Consider the following 15,735-nt stretch of genomic DNA (forward strand, 5'->3'; position numbering starts at 1 on the left):
TATCAGAATATGGTGCTGGTTTATTAGCGCTGAGTTTGTGGGGATCCCTCAGTGCCTCGGCAGGGTTTTTTGTTTTTATAGCTGGTGCAACAGCCGGAACCAGGCATAATCCAGCGGCAGTAAAATCAGGAACGTGACCACCGCCAGCGCCAGGCAGAGTTTGATCCCCGCCCTGGCAGGCACTTTACCCAGCGCCATTGCCACCACGATGGGCGACGCCTGATACGGCAGCAGCGGCGTTGAATAGCCCAGCACCTGAATCATAATCACCGACAGCAGCGGGAAACCCGTCGCCTGTGCGAAACTCTGCGCCAGCGTGGTAAACAGCGCCGGGACGCCGTTGGCGGTCATAATGAAGTTCAGCGCCGAAGTGATGCCGGTCAGCGCCACAAAGCTGGTAAAGGGCCGTTGCGGGTCAAGCGGCATCACTTTCAATAACGATTCCCCTACCACGCGCCCCAGGCCGGTTTCCGTCACGGTGATCGCCAGCCCGAGGATCCCGGCGACATAAATACAGGTGCGGAAATTCACCCCGCTGGCGAACTCATCGCCATTGATAAAGCCCACACGCGGCAGCAGCGTAATCACCGCCGCCGCCAGCCCGGTCCAGGCTGGCCCAACGCCGTGCCAGCTTTCGGTAACCCACAGCGTCAGCACCACCAGCAGCATCCAGGCCAGGCGTTTTTCCGCGCCGCTCATCGGCCCCATTGGCGCGAGGGTTTTCGGTGGCGTCGGCTTGCCGGGGAACATCCAGACAATCAGTACAATCAGCAGGAAGCCTTTCAGCAGGCCGAGCACCGGTGTATGCAGCAGCAGATAGGGCAGATAGTTAAGATGAATGCCGTATGAACCTTCCGCCGCGCCGCTCATCACCAGATTAGGCACGTTAGCGGGCAGAATGGTGGCGGAAAGCTGGAAGGTGCCGAAACCGACCGCCAGCGCCAGCCCGTACCAGCTGCGGGTGCCGTCTTCGATGCCAAAGCGTTTCGCCATCGCCGCCACGATAGGCATTAACAGCGCGATGCGGCCCATGTTAGACGGCATGACAAACGCCAGCGCATAGCTGAGCAGCACTACGCTTGCCACCATCAGCCACCAGGAGTCGTTAAGCCGCGCCGACAGCGCCCTTGCCACTCTGTCAGCCAGGCCGGTTTTACGGATTGCCACGCCCAGCACAAAGCCGCTGAATACCAGCCAGAACGCCGACGAGGCGAAGCCGCCGAACAACGTGTCTGCCGGGGCGATTTTCGCCACCATCGCCACGGTGAAGAACAGCAATGCGGTAATAAACTCCGGCAATAGCGAGGTGGCCCAGAGCACAATGGTGATGCCAATCACCAGCGAAGGAAGGAATAGCGGGTGGGAAAGCCAAAGCGACATACCTGTCTCCTGTCGTTTTTTGCAGCAAGTCTACGGGCAGCCCTGGGTTAAGTAAATCTCACCTTCCCCACCAGAACCGGCAGGTTAGTGATAATGAATCTCACCGAAGTAGTCAGACAGGACGTAATAGCGGCAGTATTCAAACGGGCGTTCCTGGCCCGCCAGAAAGGTCTGCCGCGCCACGGAGAGCAGCGGTTTATTTTCCGGGATTTGCAGCTTTTCGCACAAATCGGGCGTGGGAAGAATAGCGTCGACTTTTTCCGTCGCAGAATCGCTGCTGACATTCAGCAAACTATAGAGCGACGTATTGGCCAGATCGTCCGCAGTGAGGCTGAGCCCCGGAAAGAACGACAGATCCAGATAGATTTTTTCGTGGTTGAACGGGCGCTGGTTCAGGTAACGAATGCGGGAAATAAACAGGAAGTGGTGGTGCGACGGCAGGCTCAGGCCATCCGCCAGCGCATCCCGGGCGCGACGCGGGCCGATATCAAGAATGCGGTTTTCGATTGCCACGCTGGCATCGCGTAAGTCGCTGGTAATGCCGCGAAACGTATGACCGTAGCTGACGCCTTCCGGTACTGCGCTGACGACCGAACCGCTGCCGCGCTGGGACGTGATCACCCCGGCGTTGATCAGTTCGCTCCAGGCCTGTTTCACCACGATTAACGAGACGTTATAGGTGCGGGCAATCTCTTTCTGGGTCGGAAGCTGGCTGCCTAAGGCCCAGGTTCCATCCTGAATATGCTGGCAGATGATGTAGAACAGCTGCTTGTAGAGCGGTGTGAAACTTGCCTTATCGACCTGCAACCTGTTTACCTCGAATTTCCGCCAGCAGGGGGACGGTTAACCCGTCCCCGGCAAGGTAAACGCTCGGCTACCCCGCAATCTGCCTGGCAAGCTCAGCCAAATCGAAATTATTCATTCGATTGATGGTCGTTAAATAGTCGTCAGGGAAGGCATTCGCGCCGTGGAATGCGCCGGAAAGTGCCCCAACCATGGTGGCAACGGTATCGGTGTCATTGCCGATATTAACGGCGGAAATGATAGCATCAACCGCAGAATCGGGACAACACGCGAACAGGCCAAAGGCGGCGGGCACCGCTTCGCTGACATGCAGGCCAGTGCCGATGATATCGCTGATTTCCACAATCGCGGTTTCCCAACTGGCGTGCCGTTTACCGATGGCCACCGCCAGTTCGATACGCCGCGCCACCGACGGACCGGCGACCATCATCGCCCCCTGCTGCTGGGCCAGCGCGTAGCCGCGATCGGCACCGTAAATGCCCGCCGCAATAATGCTATCGGCGCTGGTAGTCGCCCGCAGCGCTTCGCTGGTCGCCGCCGCCATTGCCGCAGCGCCGGACATCGCCAGCACGTTGTTATGGGTGAAGCGGGTAATCTTCAGCGCCGCATCGATCGCCAGCTCCAGATCGCCAGGATGCAGAACCGCCGCTGGCCAAATTTTCATCGCCGCGCCGTTAGTGGCTTCGGCATTCCCTTTGTTGACGATCTGCACTGACTGCTTTTCGCCTTCCAGTTCGCCCTGCAATGACGCACGATTATCGTTGAACAGCGCTTTCATGGCCGCCCGGGTCGTTGGACCGGTGAAGTTGGCGTAGAAGGGATAGGCCAGCCAGCGGGTAAAGGCTTCGCGCATCACCTCGTCGGTGACCTGGCGCTGGTGGTTCAACAGTGCGTCGATAATGTATTTCGCCTGGATAAAGTCATCGGTGCACATTCCCGCGTCGTTGCAGCGGCCAAAGGTATCCGCAGGCGGTTTCTGAAAGGTGGTCACCCAGCCGCCAAAATAGTCTTTAATCTGCTGTTGGGTTCTGACTTCCGTCGCCGCGCCCATGGCATCAGCGGCGGCGGCACCCACTAAACAACCTAAAATTTTATTGTGATCAACGTGCATGACTAACTCCTTTACGAATGAACGGGGTCTACGCCGCACGGATGCGCGGCGAGAAAATCGGTTAACTGGTGGGGGTACGGCAGCGCGGTCATCGCTCCTTTGGCGGTAACCACCAGCGCACCACAGGCATTGGCGTGGCGGATGGCCGCGGCAAGCTCCATCATTCCCCAGCTTTCGCACCGGGAAAGGTGCAACAGCAGGCCGCCGACAAACGCGTCGCCCGCGCCGGTGGTGTCGATGACAGGAACCTGCGGTGCCGGGAAATGCTGCTCGCCCTGCGGGCAAATCAGATACGCGCCCGCTGCGCCCAGTGAAATCACGGTGGTGTCGCAGCCCATTTCCCGCAGCAGGTAGCGCGCGTCCTGCCAGCGAGCCACGCTGCCCAGACGGCACAGCTCATCGGCAGACACTTTGCAGATGCTGGCCAGCGCCACGGACCGCGCCATGAGCGCCGGGATCTCGCTGACGTCGCGCCACATGCTCTCCCGCAGATTGACGTCAAACATCACCTGACCGCCTGCTGCGCGCATGCGCCGCGCGCCTTCCAGGCAGGCTTCCCGCGCGGGTGAATCCGTGAGCCCGATTGAACTGAAGTAGAACCACTCACCGGGCTGGAAAACCGGCAAATCAGCGATGTCGACAAAGGTGTCGGCACTGGGCTTCACCAGGTAGGTGAAGCTGCGCTCGCCGTCAGGCGTTAAATTGACGATCAGCACTGCGCTGGTGAGGTGCGCATCAAGCCGCAACTGCGTGACGTCCGCGCCCTCTTTTTGCAGAACATCCTTCAGAAACCGCCCGGCGTCATCGTCGCCCAGGCGGCCAATGAATCCGCAGTTTCCGCCCTGGCGCGCGATACAGGCCGTCACGTTTGCCGACGCGCCGCCGGGGCATTTCAGATAGGTTTTGTCGGTGTCCGGCACTAAATCCACCGAGGCATCGCCAATAACCCAAACCTTTTTAGCGGGTTGCATATGCGCCTCCTTACACCGCACGCTGGGTAAGCTCAGCGCGGATTTCCCGGTAATAGTCGTTATTGATCAGGTACTTTTTCATCAGCAATCCAATCACCAGATGGAACACCGCCGGGATCAGGGTCATCATCAGCGCAATACCCATCAGCGCCCGGTCGCTCTGTACCGCATCCGCCTGATAGCCGAAATAGCTCAGCAAGAAGCCGAGGATGCCGCCCGCGATGCCCATGCCAAATTTCTGAAAGAACAGAATGCCGCCAAACGCCAGGCCAGAGACACGAAGGCCGTTCTTTTTCTCGCCGTAATCCACCGCTTCGGCAATCGACGACCAGAACACCGGCATTTGCATGTCGCAGAAGAAGTTGATCAGGAAATAGAAAACAAATGCGAGGATCAGGTTTTCATGCCCCACCACGAAATACATAGCGATACTCAGCACGAAGGTGATCAACTGGGTATAACGGAACATTTTGATTTTGTCGTAGAACTTGGTAACCCAGGTGGTGACGATCATCGCCAGTATTGAGGCCACGACGCCTACGGTCAGGAACGGAGAGATCAGGCTGTCGCCGCCGCCGAGAAAGTATTTTGCGTAATAGGCCGCAACCGAGCCGCGGATCACGTAGCCGCACATCAACAGCAGAATGACCACACCGAGAATAATCCACTGATCGTTACGCAGCAGATAAGTGAACTGCGTTTTCAGCGACATTGCCGGGATTTCCGGTTCGCTGCGCTCGCGGGTAGTGAAGAAGCAGAACACGAACAGCAGCGCACCCATAATGCCCATCAGGCCCATAGAGAGCTGATAGCCCAGCGCCTTATTGCCCTGCCCCAGCCATACCGCCAGCATCGGAACCACGATAGTCACCAGGAACGCGGCGATTTTAGTCATCACGAAGCGATAGCCGTTGGCACTCAGGCGTTCTACCGGATCATCGGTAATCACCCCGATCAGCGAAATGTAAGGGATGGTGATGGCGGTATAGACCAGCGTCATCAGAATGTAGGTAAAGTACGCCCACGCCAGTTTGGCGGTGTAGGCCACGTCGGGAGTGATAAACATCAGATACACCGCGAAGCCGAACGGGATGGCGAACCAAAGCATCCATGGTCGGTAGCGGCCCCAGCGGGTAGTAAATTTATCGGTAAGAATACCCATGGCCGGATCGATAATCGCGTCGATCATGCGCACGACAACAAACAGCACGCCGACATCCGCCGCCCGCAAGCCGTAAATGTCGGTATAGAAGTAGGCGAGCAAGAGCTGCATGGCGATGATAACGACATTAATCGCCATATCCCCTGCGCCAAAACCTATTTTTTCCACGATAGAAAGTTTCATGACGGTATCCCTGGTGAGCCCGGTCTGAAGACGCATGGCTGTGGGTTTTATTTAACTACCTGAAAGTGAAACGGTTAAATTTGCCTGGTGATGGGCAGTGCGCCGTTTATCTACGGCACACAGTCAGTGTAGGGATCGTTTAAAAGATATAAAGGTATACTCTTATATCTTTTGATCAGTTTCACAATAAATATTGCTCAGGCTGATTTATCCAGCCTGATAATGCGATCGCCTTGGCAAAAACGGGTGAGCGTGCCGCCGGTATCCACGACACGCCATAAAGCGCAGAAAAATTATTGTGAATTGAGCAGTGCGCAGTCGTGATCCTGCAACTTTTCGGCATTGGCGAGATTGAGGTTAAGCAGATTGCGTTCGGTCGCCAGTAACACAAAAGAGCCGTCGGGCTGCTGCGCCATCGCCAGCGCAAAGCGCCCCATATGGGCACGCGCTCCCGGCACTTCCTGGGCCAGCATGATGAAAGGGCTGCGCCGAACCAGCTCCGCCTCACTGACCCGGCGCACCAGATACGGCGTGTCATCAATGCCGCCAGGCAGCGGCAGCCACTGGCTGCTGATCCGCGCCGCTTCGTGGTTAAGCTTTTCGCGCACGTCCGGGCGCAGGCAGGAAATATGAATATGCAGATGGTTCTGGGTGCGACCCAGTGTCGAGTTTAAGGTCAGCGAGACGACGTTATTCGGCACCGCCGCGCCGCGCCGCTCGCTCATTACGCGCCGTGCCTGCCAGGCTTGCCAGAAATAATTCGGGGTTTTGGGATGCAGCAGCATCGGGCTTTCGATGCCGTTAATACGCCAGGTGGGCATAAGCAAATATTGCAGCGGGCCGTTGCGGTCTTTAAAAATCACAAAGCCGGCATCCATCTTCACTTCTTCGCAGGGGGCAGGATTGTCGTGCCGCTGTTGATTGGGCACGCACTGATGAAACACGATATCGCGCAGGGCGTCTGACTGGCCTTTGAAGTAAAACCACAGGCCGCCCGCTATCGCGGCGATAATCAGCAGGAGACAGACCAGAACGGTCAGCGCTTTTTTCATCTTCATGCCCTTTGCCTTCGTGAAGATGAAGTCTGGCACAAAAACGGCCCCGAAGGGCCGTCTGATTTAGCGTTTACTGATTTGGTCGAAGGTGCCGCCGTTGGAGAAGTGCTCTTTCTGCGCTTTGGTCCAGCCGCCAAACACTTCGTCAATGGTGAACAGCTTCAGTTTCGGAAACTCGCTTTCATATTTCTTCGCAACTTGCTCATCACGCGGGCGGTAGAAGTTTTTCGCGGCGATCTCCTGGCCTTCCGGCGTGTAGAGATATTTCAGATAGGCTTCGGCCACGGCCTGAGTGCCTTTTTTCTCTACCACTTTATCGACTACCGATACGGTCGGCTCAGCCAGGATAGATTCGCTCGGGGTAACGATCTCAAATTTGTCTTTGCCTAATTCGTTGGTTGCCAGCAACGCTTCGTTTTCCCAGGCAATCAGCACGTCGCCGATACCGCGCTCAACGAAGGTATTGGTTGAACCGCGTGCGCCGGAATCCAGCACTTCAACGTTTTTGAACAGCGCTTTAACGAATTCCTGTGCTTTAGCCTGATCGCCGTTGTTCTGATGGAGCGCGTAACCCCAGGCTCCCAGATAGTTCCAGCGCGCGCCGCCGGAGCTTTTTGGGTTTGGCGTGATCACGGAAACGCCCGGTTTCACCAGATCGTTCCAGTCTTTGATTTGTTTCGGGTTGCCTTTGCGCACCAGGAAAACAATGGTGGAAGTGTAAGGCGCGGAGTTGTCCGGCAGGCGTTTGATCCAGTTTTTATCAATGCGACCACGCTCGGCAATGGCGTCGACATCATAGGCCAGCGCCAGCGTCACGACGTCGGCTTCAATCCCATTGATGACTGACGTCGCCTGTTTGCCCGAACCGCCGTGTGACTGGCGGATCACCACGTTATCGCCGGTCTCTTTTTTCCAGTGCTCGCTAAAGGCTTTATTGTATTGATCGTACAGTTCACGCGTCGGGTCATAAGACACGTTCAGTAATTGAATATCCTTCGCCAGTACGCTGGTCGATGCCAGAAGCAATGTTAATCCCACGCCAAACTTATTCATCGCACGCTCTCTTCTAAATTGTGTGTATGAAAATAGCCTGCCAGAAATGCCTGAGATGATTAAAGAATAAAAAAAGATTGGCTATAACTTTAGGGAATAACATCAGGCAATAAAAAGCCGGGCGAACCCGGCTTTTTGATCAGTACAGTTTTTTGGCGCAGTCGAGCCAGTCGCCTTTGAAGGTACGCTTCATATTTTCGATAGCGTCGATGATGTCGTGGTGAACCATCTTCTCGTTCTGAATGCCCACGCAGCGACCGCCATGGCCCTGAAGCAGCAGTTCAATGGAATATGCGCCCATACGGGAAGCCAGAATACGGTCGTAAGGCACCGGAGACCCGCCACGCTGGATGTGGCCCAGTACTGTAGCGCGGGTTTCACGCTGGGTTTCAGCTTCAATGTAGCGCGCCAGTTCATCGATATCGCAGATGTGCTCGGTAATGGCCACAATGGCGTGTTTCTTGCCTTTCGCGATACCGGCTTTGATTTCCGCCACCAGGTCGTCGCGGTTGAACTCAACTTCCGGCAGAACGATAAATTCGCAACCACCGGCAATCGCTGCCGCCAGGGTCAGGTCGCCGCAGTAACGGCCCATCACTTCAACAATAGAAATACGCTGGTGAGAGGTAGAGGTATCACGCAGACGGTCGATAGCTTCAACCACGGTGCTCAGTGCGGTGAAGTAACCGATGGTGTAGTCAGTACCGGCAACGTCGTTATCAATGGTGCCCGGCAGGCCGATGCACGGAAAGCCCATTTCGGTCAGGCGCTTAGCACCCATATAGGAGCCGTCGCCGCCGATAACCACCAGCGCGTCCAGACCGCGTTTTTTCATGTTCTCGATAGCCACCGCGCGAATGTGTTCTTCGCGGAACTCAGGAAAACGAGCGGAGCCCAGGAATGTGCCGCCACGGTTAATCATGTCAGACACACTGTAACGGTCGAGCTGAACCATACGGTCTTCATACAGGCCGAGATAGCCGTCATAAATACCAAAAACTTCCAGACCTTCTGTCAGCGCGGCGCGCACCACGCCGCGAATGGCGGCGTTCATGCCTGGCGCATCACCGCCACTCGTCAATACCCCGATTTTCTTAATCATGACTACCTCTGAACGTAGAATACAATATTGAATCCTGTTGCCGGAAACGCCTGCATCACCAGGCGATGGACTAATGATGCAGATAGTATATCAATAGCTTCCAGCTGAATTGATTCAGGTCAGACCGAACGGCGGTAAATTATACAAAAAAAGCCGTTTGGCTCACTTTTCCAGCGGCTATTAAAGCTGAAAATTTCCCTGTCGCCCCTGCGGCACAACAGAGCAGGGATCCTGATGAATAATCACGTCCGATCCCGGAAAACGCCCCAGGATCGCTTGTTCCACTTGCTCAGCCACAATATGCGCCTGAACCAGCGGTAAGTTGTCGTCCATTTCCAGATGGATTTGAATAAAGCGGGTCGGCCCTGACTGCCGCGTGCGAAGATCGTGTGCGCCCCGGACACCAGGCCACGATGAAACAATGTCGATGATGACCTGATGCTCATCATCCGGTAATGCGCGGTCCAGCAGTGACTGGACGGCTTCATAGCCCATCCGTAACGCGCTATATAATATATAGATGCCAATACCCAGCGCAAACAAGGCATCAGCACGATGCCAGCCATACCAGGAAAGCGCAAGCGCCACCAGAATAGCGCCGTTCATCATAACATCAGATTGATAATGAAGCATATCTGCCCGCACCGCCTGGCTTTTGGTCTTACGCACCACCCAGCGCTGAAACGTCACCAGGATCAGGGTACTGATCAGGGCAATAACGGTAACGCTGATACCAATCTGCGGTGATTCCATCGGCGCGGGGTTCGCCAGCCGTTCGAAACCGGTCAGAAACAGAAATAGCGCCGAGCCGGAGATAAACATGCTCTGCGCCAGGGCGGCCAGCGACTCGGCTTTACCGTGGCCGAACGCATGTTCGTCATCGGCAGGCTGTAAGGAGTAGCGCACCACCAGTAGATTGGTCAGCGAGGCGGCGATATCCACCAGCGAATCCACCAGTGCAGCCAGAATACTGACCGAGCCGGTTTTCCACCAGGCAAAGATTTTGACAATCAGCAGCAGCGACGCCATGACCGTAGCGGCAATGGCGGCGCGGCTAACCAGACGCCCATAAGATTGATTCATAAAGACTCCCGCATGTCGATTCGCAAAGTATAACGAATCACGCGGTAAACTCAGACGGGTGCCAGGCGAAAGCAGGACAAAAAAAACCCCTCCGGTTAGGGAGGGGAAGACAGGGATGGTGTCTATGGCAAGGAAAACAGGGTTGTTACTGGTTACTACGGGTACTGCTACTAAACACGTTTGCCGAGGAGGACCGTTGCATTTGCGAGACTTCCCGCAACTGAAGCATGCGATACTGGTGCTTCTCGTTTAAAACCGCTTGCTGCTCCGGCGTTAACAGCCGGTACATTTGGTTGCGCACTTTCGCCATCTCGACCTGGCGCGCGACCTGCTCTTGTGCCATCTTTTCGGCCTGAGCCCGCACAGCGGTTTCATCAAAATTTTCTGCGGTGACCAGGCGATGCATGGTCTCCATTTCGCTAACATTAACAGGCGGCTGTTCATGCTTCGCCTGCTGCATGAGGTCGCGCATCTGTTGACGTTGCTTTTCGGTTAATCGAATGCCGTCAAACATATGGCTCTGCACACTGTTTCGTTGCGCCAGCCCTTCTGCGGGGTGCCAGTTATCGCCTGTAACGACTTCAGCAGCCTGGCTTGCGAACGTACTGAATGCCAGTGTTGAGGCCATGACGGCAGCGGTAACTTTGCGCATCACTGACTCCTGGAAACTTGGGTGCTGCGATTCAACGAGGACCAGTTTACGATTCAGGCTGCAAACATGCGTCAGGGGGTGTAAAACAACGTAAAGTCATGGATTACCGGGCCTTGATGACGTAATTTTTGCCTCGGAGGTATTAACAATGAATAAAATCCTGTTAGTTGATGATGATCGTGAACTCACTTCTCTTTTAAAAGAGCTTCTCGACATGGAAGGTTTTAATGTGCAGGTCGCCCACGATGGCGAGCAGGCGCTTAATCTTCTGGATGACAGCATCGACCTGCTTTTGCTCGACGTGATGATGCCGAAGAAAAACGGTATCGATACGCTTAAAGAGCTACGTCAGACTCACCAGACGCCCGTAATTATGCTGACCGCGCGCGGCAGCGAGCTGGACCGCGTGTTAGGCCTTGAACTGGGCGCGGATGACTATTTACCGAAGCCGTTCAATGACCGTGAACTGGTGGCGCGTATCCGCGCTATCCTGCGCCGTTCCCACTGGAGCGAGCAGCAGCAAAACAGCGACAACGGCTCGCCGAACCTGGAAGTTGATGCCCTGAGCCTGAACCCAGGCCGCCAGGAAGCCAGCTTCGACGGCACCGCGCTGGAACTTACCGGCACCGAATTCACCCTGCTTTATCTACTGGCCCAGCATTTAGGCCAGGTGGTGTCCAGGGAGCATCTCAGCCAGGAAGTGTTAGGAAAGCGCCTGACGCCGTTCGATCGCGCCATTGATATGCATATTTCTAATCTGCGCCGCAAACTGCCAGATCGTAAAGACGGGCATCCGTGGTTTAAAACCTTACGTGGACGGGGTTACCTGATGGTATCCGCTTCATGATTGGTAGCCTGACCGCGCGAATATTTGCGATTTTTTGGCTGACCCTGGCCCTGGTTTTGATGCTGGTATTGATGTTGCCGAAGCTCGATTCACGTCAAATGACCGAGCTGCTGGAAAGCGAGCAACGCCAGGGCGTGATGATTGAACAGCATGTCGAAGCTGAACTGGCTAACGACCCGCCCAATGATTTGATGTGGTGGCGCAGGCTGTTCCGCGCCATTGACAAGTGGGCACCGCCGGGTCAACGCCTGGTACTGGTCACCAGCGAAGGGCGCGTGATAGGCGCAGAACGCAGCGAAATGCAGATCATTCGCAACTTTATCGGCCAGGCAGACAACTCCGATCATCCGCAAAAGAAAAAGTACGGTCGCCAGGAAATGGTCGGCCCCTTTTCCGTGCGTGACGGTGAAGACAACTATCAGCTTTACCTGATCCGCCCGGCCAGCAACTCGCAATCTGACTTTATCAACCTGTTGTTCGACCGCCCGCTATTGCTGCTCATCGTTACCATGCTGGTCAGCTCGCCATTGTTGTTATGGCTGGCCTGGAGCCTGGCGAAACCGGCGCGTAAGCTGAAAAATGCCGCCGATGAAGTGGCGCAGGGTAATTTACGCCAGCACCCGGAACTGGAAGCCGGACCGCAGGAGTTTCTCGCGGCGGGAGCCAGCTTTAACCAGATGGTGACGGCGCTGGAACGCATGATGACCACCCAGCAGCGGTTGCTGTCTGATATCTCCCATGAGCTACGCACGCCGCTCACGCGCCTGCAACTGGGCACCGCGCTGCTGCGCCGCCGGGCTGGCGAAAGCAAAGAGCTGGAGCGCATTGAAACGGAAGCCCACCGGCTGGACAGCATGATCAACGACCTGCTGGTGATGTCGCGCAATCAGCAAAAAAATGCGCTGGTCAGCGAGACCATGAAGGCCAACCAACTGTGGCGCGAAGTGCTGGATAACGCCGCGTTTGAAGCCGAGCAGATGGGCAAATCGTTCGAAGTGGCTTACCCGCCAGGTCCATGGCTGCTGTATGGCAACCCAAATGCGTTGGAAAGCGCGCTGGAAAACATTGTGCGTAATGCCCTGCGCTATTCGCACACCCAAATTTGCGTCAGCTTCTCGGTGGATAAAGAGGGCATTACCGTCACGGTGGACGACGACGGCCCCGGCGTCAGCCCGGAAGACAGGGAGCAGATTTTCCGGCCGTTCTACCGTACCGATGAGGCGCGCGACCGGGAATCCGGCGGCACCGGGCTTGGCCTGGCGATTGTCGAAACCGCTATTCAGCAGCATCGTGGCTGGGTCAAAGCCGAAGACAGCCCGCTCGGCGGTCTGCGTCTGGTGATCTGGCTACCGCTGTATCGCCGCACCTGATAACCGCGTCTCTCTGCATAACGGAGAGACGCGTTTTTCTCCCCGCTCACTTCTGCTATTCTGCGCCCCTTGTTGATGGGGGCCTTATGCTTAATATCGTACTTTTCGAACCTGAAATTCCGCCGAACACAGGCAACATCATCCGCCTGTGCGCCAACACCGGTTTTAAACTGCATATCATCGAGCCGATGGGATTCACCTGGGATGACAAGCGCCTGCGCCGGGCGGGTCTGGATTATCATGAGTTTGCCGCCGTAACCCGTCATGCCAGCTACGAGACTTTCCTGGACGCGCAAAAACCGGAGCGCCTGTTCGCATTAACCACCAAAGGCACGCCCGCCCACAGCGCAGTGCGCTATGCCGCTGGCGATTATTTCGTGTTTGGCCCGGAGACGCGTGGGTTACCGGCGAGCGTGCTGGATGCCCTGCCCGCGCAGCAAAAAATTCGTATTCCGATGATGCCGGACAGCCGCAGCATGAACTTATCTAACGCGGTGTCGGTGGTGGTGTATGAAGCGTGGCGCCAGCTCGATTACGCAGGCGCCGTACTGCGCAGTTAAATACCGTCGCCGTATTCGAAGCCGTTATTCACGCCGTTGAAATGCTGATCCATATCCATGGCGGGCTTATCGCTTTCCGGCTTGCCGACAATACGCGCCGGTACGCCTGCGGCGGTGGTATGTGGGGGAACCGGTTGCAACACCACCGAGCCCGCGCCGATTTTCGCGCCGCGCCCGACCTCGATATTGCCGAGAATTTTCGCCCCGGCGCCAATCATCACTCCTTCACGGATTTTCGGATGGCGATCGCCACTGGTTTTACCGGTACCGCCAAGGGTTACTGATTGCAGGATGGAGACATCGTTTTCCACCACGGCGGTTTCACCAATCACAATGCCGGTGGCGTGGTCGAGCATAATACCGCGGCCAATTTTCGCCGCCGGGTGAATATCCACCTGGAAAGAAACCGACACCTGGTTTTGCAGGAAAATCGCCAGCGCGCGACGGCCCTGATTCCATAGCCAGTGACCGATACGGTACGCCTGCAACGCATGGAAGCCTTTCAGATACAGCAGCGGCGTGGAGTATTTATCTACCGCCGGGTCGCGGGTACGCACGGCCTGAATATCACAGGCGGCGGATTCAATCATCTGCGGGTCGGCGTCATACGCCTCTTCCACCACTTCACGGATCGCGATGGCGGGCATAATCGGCGACGCCAGTTTGTTCGCCAGCATGTAGCTCAGCGCGCTGCCGAGATTTTCATGTTTTAGCAACGTAGCATGGTAAAAACTGGCAAGCATTGGCTCGCAGTCGGCGAGCGCCCTCGCTTCGGCTTTTATGTTATTCCATACCAAATCCAGTTCTTCACACGGCATTGCTCTCTCCAGAAAAACAAGCAGCGCCCGGTAAAAGAACTTACCGGTGCGCGATAAAGGTAACAGTGGGCTCCATTAATGACTGCTTTTCTCGTCCTTGCGTGCTCGCCCGAGCAACGTTAATGCTGCCTCGCGCGCATTTTTTCCGCAATACAATACTTGATAAATTTCCTCGGTTATTGGCATCTCCACCCCAAAGCGCGCTGCTAACTCACGCACTTCTTTGGTGTTGCGATAACCTTCCACCACCTGGCCAATGGTCTGCTGGGCAGTGGTGACGTCCATGCCTTGTCCAAGCATCATGCCGAAACGGCGGTTACGGGACTGATTGTCAGTACAGGTCAGCACCAGGTCGCCCAGGCCCGCCATCCCCATAAAGGTAGTGGGATCGGCACCCAATGCGGCACCAAGACGCGTCATCTCGGTGAGCCCGCGGGTAATTAACGCGGTGCGCGCGTTCGCGCCAAAGCCGATACCGTCAGACATCCCGGCGCCAATCGCGATAACGTTTTTCACCGCGCCGCCCAACTGCACGCCGATGAAGTCCGGGTTGCTGTAAACGCGGAAGCTTTTCCCACAGTGCAGCAGCTGTTGAAGATCCTCAGTGAAGGTTTCATCGGTAGACGCCAGCGAAATCGCCGTCGGCAGGCCTGCCGCCAGCTCTTTGGCAAACGTCGGCCCGGAGATCACCGCCAGCGGGATATCCTCGCCCAGCGCTTCACGGGCAACGTCCTGCAACAGACGCCCGGTTTCCGCTTCCAGCCCTTTGGTGGCCCAGACCACGCGCGCATCACTGCGCATCAGCGGTTTAATCTGGCGCAGCACTTCGCCGAACACATGGCTTGGCACCACCACCAGAATATTGCGGCTGGCCGCCAGCGCGGTAGCGAGATCGCTTTCAAGATGGAGAGAGTCGGGGAAAGGCACATCCGGGAGAAACGCGGCGTTGCAGCGGTCAGCCTGTAACGTCGCGATATGTTTAGGATCGTGGCCCCAGAGCACAACCTGGTGGCCGTTTCTCGACAGGGTAATGGCAAGAGCGGTGCCGTAAGAGCCGGCACCGATGACTGTCATTGAAGCAGTAGTGTTATTCATCAGGCATCCTGATGGTCTTGCGCACCTTCGCCGGACTGCTGTTGCAGATAGTTCATGAACAACGCGTCGAAGTTAACCGGCGCAAGGTTCAGTTGCGGGAACGTGCCGCGGGAAACCAGGCTAGTAATACATTCACGTGCATACGGGAACAGAATGTTCGGGCAGTATGCACCCAGGCAATGCGCCAGCTGCGTGCCTTCGATGCCGCCAACGGAGAAGATGCCCGCCTGCTGTACTTCGCACAGGAACGCGGTGTCGTTTTCCAGCGTAGCGGTGACAGTTACGCGCAGAACCACTTCATAAACGTCGTCTGCTAACTGGTTGGATGCGGTATCCAGGTCCAGTTTGACTTCCGGCTGCCAGTCTTTCTGAAACACATGCGGCGCATTCGGTGCTTCAAAAGAAATATCCTTGGTGTAAACGCGTTGGATCTGAAAGGTCATTTCAGTGTTGTTTTGTTCTGACATGTGTAAACCCTTTATTGTTTGT

At 56.1% G+C, this 15,735-nt stretch carries 16 protein-coding genes; 3 read left to right on the forward strand and 13 right to left on the reverse strand.

Annotated features, from left to right (window positions below):
• Positions 1-75: 75 nt before the first annotated feature.
• The 10 genes from RT120_RS13350 to cpxP form a co-directional block, all read right to left on the reverse strand.
• Complete coding sequence (locus RT120_RS13350; RefSeq protein WP_312983199.1) at positions 76-1,380, reverse strand: SLC13 family permease; 1,305 nt, start codon at positions 1,378-1,380, stop codon at positions 76-78.
• 84 nt (positions 1,381-1,464) lie between these two features.
• Positions 1,465-2,187, reverse strand: coding sequence for a GntR family transcriptional regulator (locus RT120_RS13355; RefSeq protein ID WP_312983201.1), 723 nt, complete (start codon positions 2,185-2,187; stop codon positions 1,465-1,467).
• Positions 2,188-2,254: 67 nt separating this feature from the next.
• Positions 2,255-3,295: an ADP-ribosylglycohydrolase family protein gene (locus RT120_RS13360; protein ID WP_312983203.1), complete on the reverse strand. Its 1,041-nt coding sequence runs from the start codon at positions 3,293-3,295 to the stop codon at positions 2,255-2,257.
• An 11-nt stretch (positions 3,296-3,306) separates the two neighbouring features.
• Complete coding sequence (locus RT120_RS13365; RefSeq protein ID WP_312983205.1) at positions 3,307-4,266, reverse strand: aminoimidazole riboside kinase; 960 nt, start codon at positions 4,264-4,266, stop codon at positions 3,307-3,309.
• Positions 4,267-4,276: 10 nt separating this feature from the next.
• On the reverse strand, positions 4,277-5,611 hold the full coding sequence (locus RT120_RS13370) for an MFS transporter (protein WP_312983208.1): 1,335 nt from the start codon (positions 5,609-5,611) through the stop codon (positions 4,277-4,279).
• Between the two features lie 293 nt (positions 5,612-5,904).
• Positions 5,905-6,669 carry a CDP-diacylglycerol diphosphatase gene (locus RT120_RS13375; protein ID WP_409515049.1) on the reverse strand — a complete coding sequence of 255 codons (765 nt, stop codon included), beginning with the start codon at positions 6,667-6,669 and terminating at the stop codon, positions 5,905-5,907.
• Positions 6,670-6,729: 60 nt separating this feature from the next.
• Positions 6,730-7,719 (reverse strand): sulfate ABC transporter substrate-binding protein, encoded by a 990-nt coding sequence (locus tag RT120_RS13380; protein WP_312983209.1) that lies wholly within the window; start codon positions 7,717-7,719, stop codon positions 6,730-6,732.
• Positions 7,720-7,858: 139 nt separating this feature from the next.
• The gene (gene pfkA, locus RT120_RS13385) at positions 7,859-8,821 is read right to left on the reverse strand and encodes a 6-phosphofructokinase (protein WP_312983211.1); all 963 of its coding nucleotides are present in this window, start codon (positions 8,819-8,821) and stop codon (positions 7,859-7,861) included.
• A gap of 180 nt (positions 8,822-9,001) precedes the next feature.
• Positions 9,002-9,904, reverse strand: a complete 903-nt coding sequence (gene fieF / locus RT120_RS13390; RefSeq protein WP_312983212.1) for a CDF family cation-efflux transporter FieF — start codon at positions 9,902-9,904, stop codon at positions 9,002-9,004.
• A gap of 145 nt (positions 9,905-10,049) precedes the next feature.
• Positions 10,050-10,556 carry a cell-envelope stress modulator CpxP gene (cpxP, locus tag RT120_RS13395; RefSeq protein ID WP_312983214.1) on the reverse strand — a complete coding sequence of 169 codons (507 nt, stop codon included), beginning with the start codon at positions 10,554-10,556 and terminating at the stop codon, positions 10,050-10,052.
• A gap of 148 nt (positions 10,557-10,704) precedes the next feature.
• Between cpxP and cpxR the strand changes: the two genes are divergently transcribed.
• The 3 genes from cpxR (at position 10,705) to trmL (ending at position 13,333) form a co-directional block, all read left to right on the forward strand.
• Positions 10,705-11,403, forward strand: a complete 699-nt coding sequence (cpxR, locus tag RT120_RS13400; protein ID WP_125294970.1) for an envelope stress response regulator transcription factor CpxR — start codon at positions 10,705-10,707, stop codon at positions 11,401-11,403.
• Entirely contained in the window at positions 11,400-12,773 is a 1,374-nt protein-coding gene (gene cpxA / locus RT120_RS13405; protein ID WP_312983215.1) for an envelope stress sensor histidine kinase CpxA, read from the forward strand. The genes cpxR and cpxA overlap by 4 nt, the downstream gene beginning before the upstream one ends.
• 86 nt (positions 12,774-12,859) lie before the next feature.
• Complete coding sequence (trmL, locus tag RT120_RS13410) at positions 12,860-13,333, forward strand: tRNA (uridine(34)/cytosine(34)/5-carboxymethylaminomethyluridine(34)-2'-O)-methyltransferase TrmL (protein WP_312983217.1); 474 nt, start codon at positions 12,860-12,862, stop codon at positions 13,331-13,333.
• Here the strand turns inward: trmL and cysE are convergent.
• The 3 genes from cysE to secB form a co-directional block, all read right to left on the reverse strand.
• Positions 13,330-14,151: a serine O-acetyltransferase gene (gene cysE, locus RT120_RS13415; protein ID WP_312983219.1), complete on the reverse strand. Its 822-nt coding sequence runs from the start codon at positions 14,149-14,151 to the stop codon at positions 13,330-13,332. The genes trmL and cysE overlap by 4 nt on opposite strands.
• A 75-nt stretch (positions 14,152-14,226) precedes the next feature.
• A complete protein-coding gene (gpsA, locus tag RT120_RS13420) occupies positions 14,227-15,246 on the reverse strand; it encodes an NAD(P)H-dependent glycerol-3-phosphate dehydrogenase (RefSeq protein WP_312983220.1) in 1,020 nt (339 codons plus the stop codon).
• Complete coding sequence (gene secB, locus RT120_RS13425) at positions 15,246-15,713, reverse strand: protein-export chaperone SecB (protein WP_002436726.1); 468 nt, start codon at positions 15,711-15,713, stop codon at positions 15,246-15,248. The genes gpsA and secB overlap by 1 nt, the downstream gene beginning before the upstream one ends.
• Positions 15,714-15,735 lie beyond the last annotated feature (22 nt).

The organism is Atlantibacter sp. (assembly GCF_032062175.1).
Lineage (GTDB): Bacteria > Pseudomonadota > Gammaproteobacteria > Enterobacterales > Enterobacteriaceae > Atlantibacter.

Bases quoted from the DNA above. Each gene is read 5' to 3' on its own strand.
- RT120_RS13350 (WP_312983199.1), bottom strand. From the start codon at position 1,380: ATGTCGCTTTGGCTTTCCCACCCGCTATTCCTTCCTTCGCTGGTGATT.
- RT120_RS13360 (WP_312983203.1), bottom strand. From the start codon at position 3,295: ATGCACGTTGATCACAATAAAATTTTAGGTTGTTTAGTGGGTGCCGCC.
- RT120_RS13365 (WP_312983205.1), bottom strand. From the start codon at position 4,266: ATGCAACCCGCTAAAAAGGTTTGGGTTATTGGCGATGCCTCGGTGGAT.
- RT120_RS13370 (WP_312983208.1), bottom strand. From the start codon at position 5,611: ATGAAACTTTCTATCGTGGAAAAAATAGGTTTTGGCGCAGGGGATATG.
- RT120_RS13375 (WP_409515049.1), bottom strand. From the start codon at position 6,669: ATGAAGATGAAAAAAGCGCTGACCGTTCTGGTCTGTCTCCTGCTGATT.
- RT120_RS13380 (WP_312983209.1), bottom strand. From the start codon at position 7,719: ATGAATAAGTTTGGCGTGGGATTAACATTGCTTCTGGCATCGACCAGC.
- pfkA (WP_312983211.1), bottom strand. From the start codon at position 8,821: ATGATTAAGAAAATCGGGGTATTGACGAGTGGCGGTGATGCGCCAGGC.
- fieF (WP_312983212.1), bottom strand. From the start codon at position 9,904: ATGAATCAATCTTATGGGCGTCTGGTTAGCCGCGCCGCCATTGCCGCT.
- cpxP (WP_312983214.1), bottom strand. From the start codon at position 10,556: ATGCGCAAAGTTACCGCTGCCGTCATGGCCTCAACACTGGCATTCAGT.
- cpxR (WP_125294970.1), top strand. From the start codon at position 10,705: ATGAATAAAATCCTGTTAGTTGATGATGATCGTGAACTCACTTCTCTT.
- cpxA (WP_312983215.1), top strand. From the start codon at position 11,400: ATGATTGGTAGCCTGACCGCGCGAATATTTGCGATTTTTTGGCTGACC.
- trmL (WP_312983217.1), top strand. From the start codon at position 12,860: ATGCTTAATATCGTACTTTTCGAACCTGAAATTCCGCCGAACACAGGC.
- cysE (WP_312983219.1), bottom strand. From the start codon at position 14,151: ATGCCGTGTGAAGAACTGGATTTGGTATGGAATAACATAAAAGCCGAA.
- gpsA (WP_312983220.1), bottom strand. From the start codon at position 15,246: ATGAATAACACTACTGCTTCAATGACAGTCATCGGTGCCGGCTCTTAC.
- secB (WP_002436726.1), bottom strand. From the start codon at position 15,713: ATGTCAGAACAAAACAACACTGAAATGACCTTTCAGATCCAACGCGTT.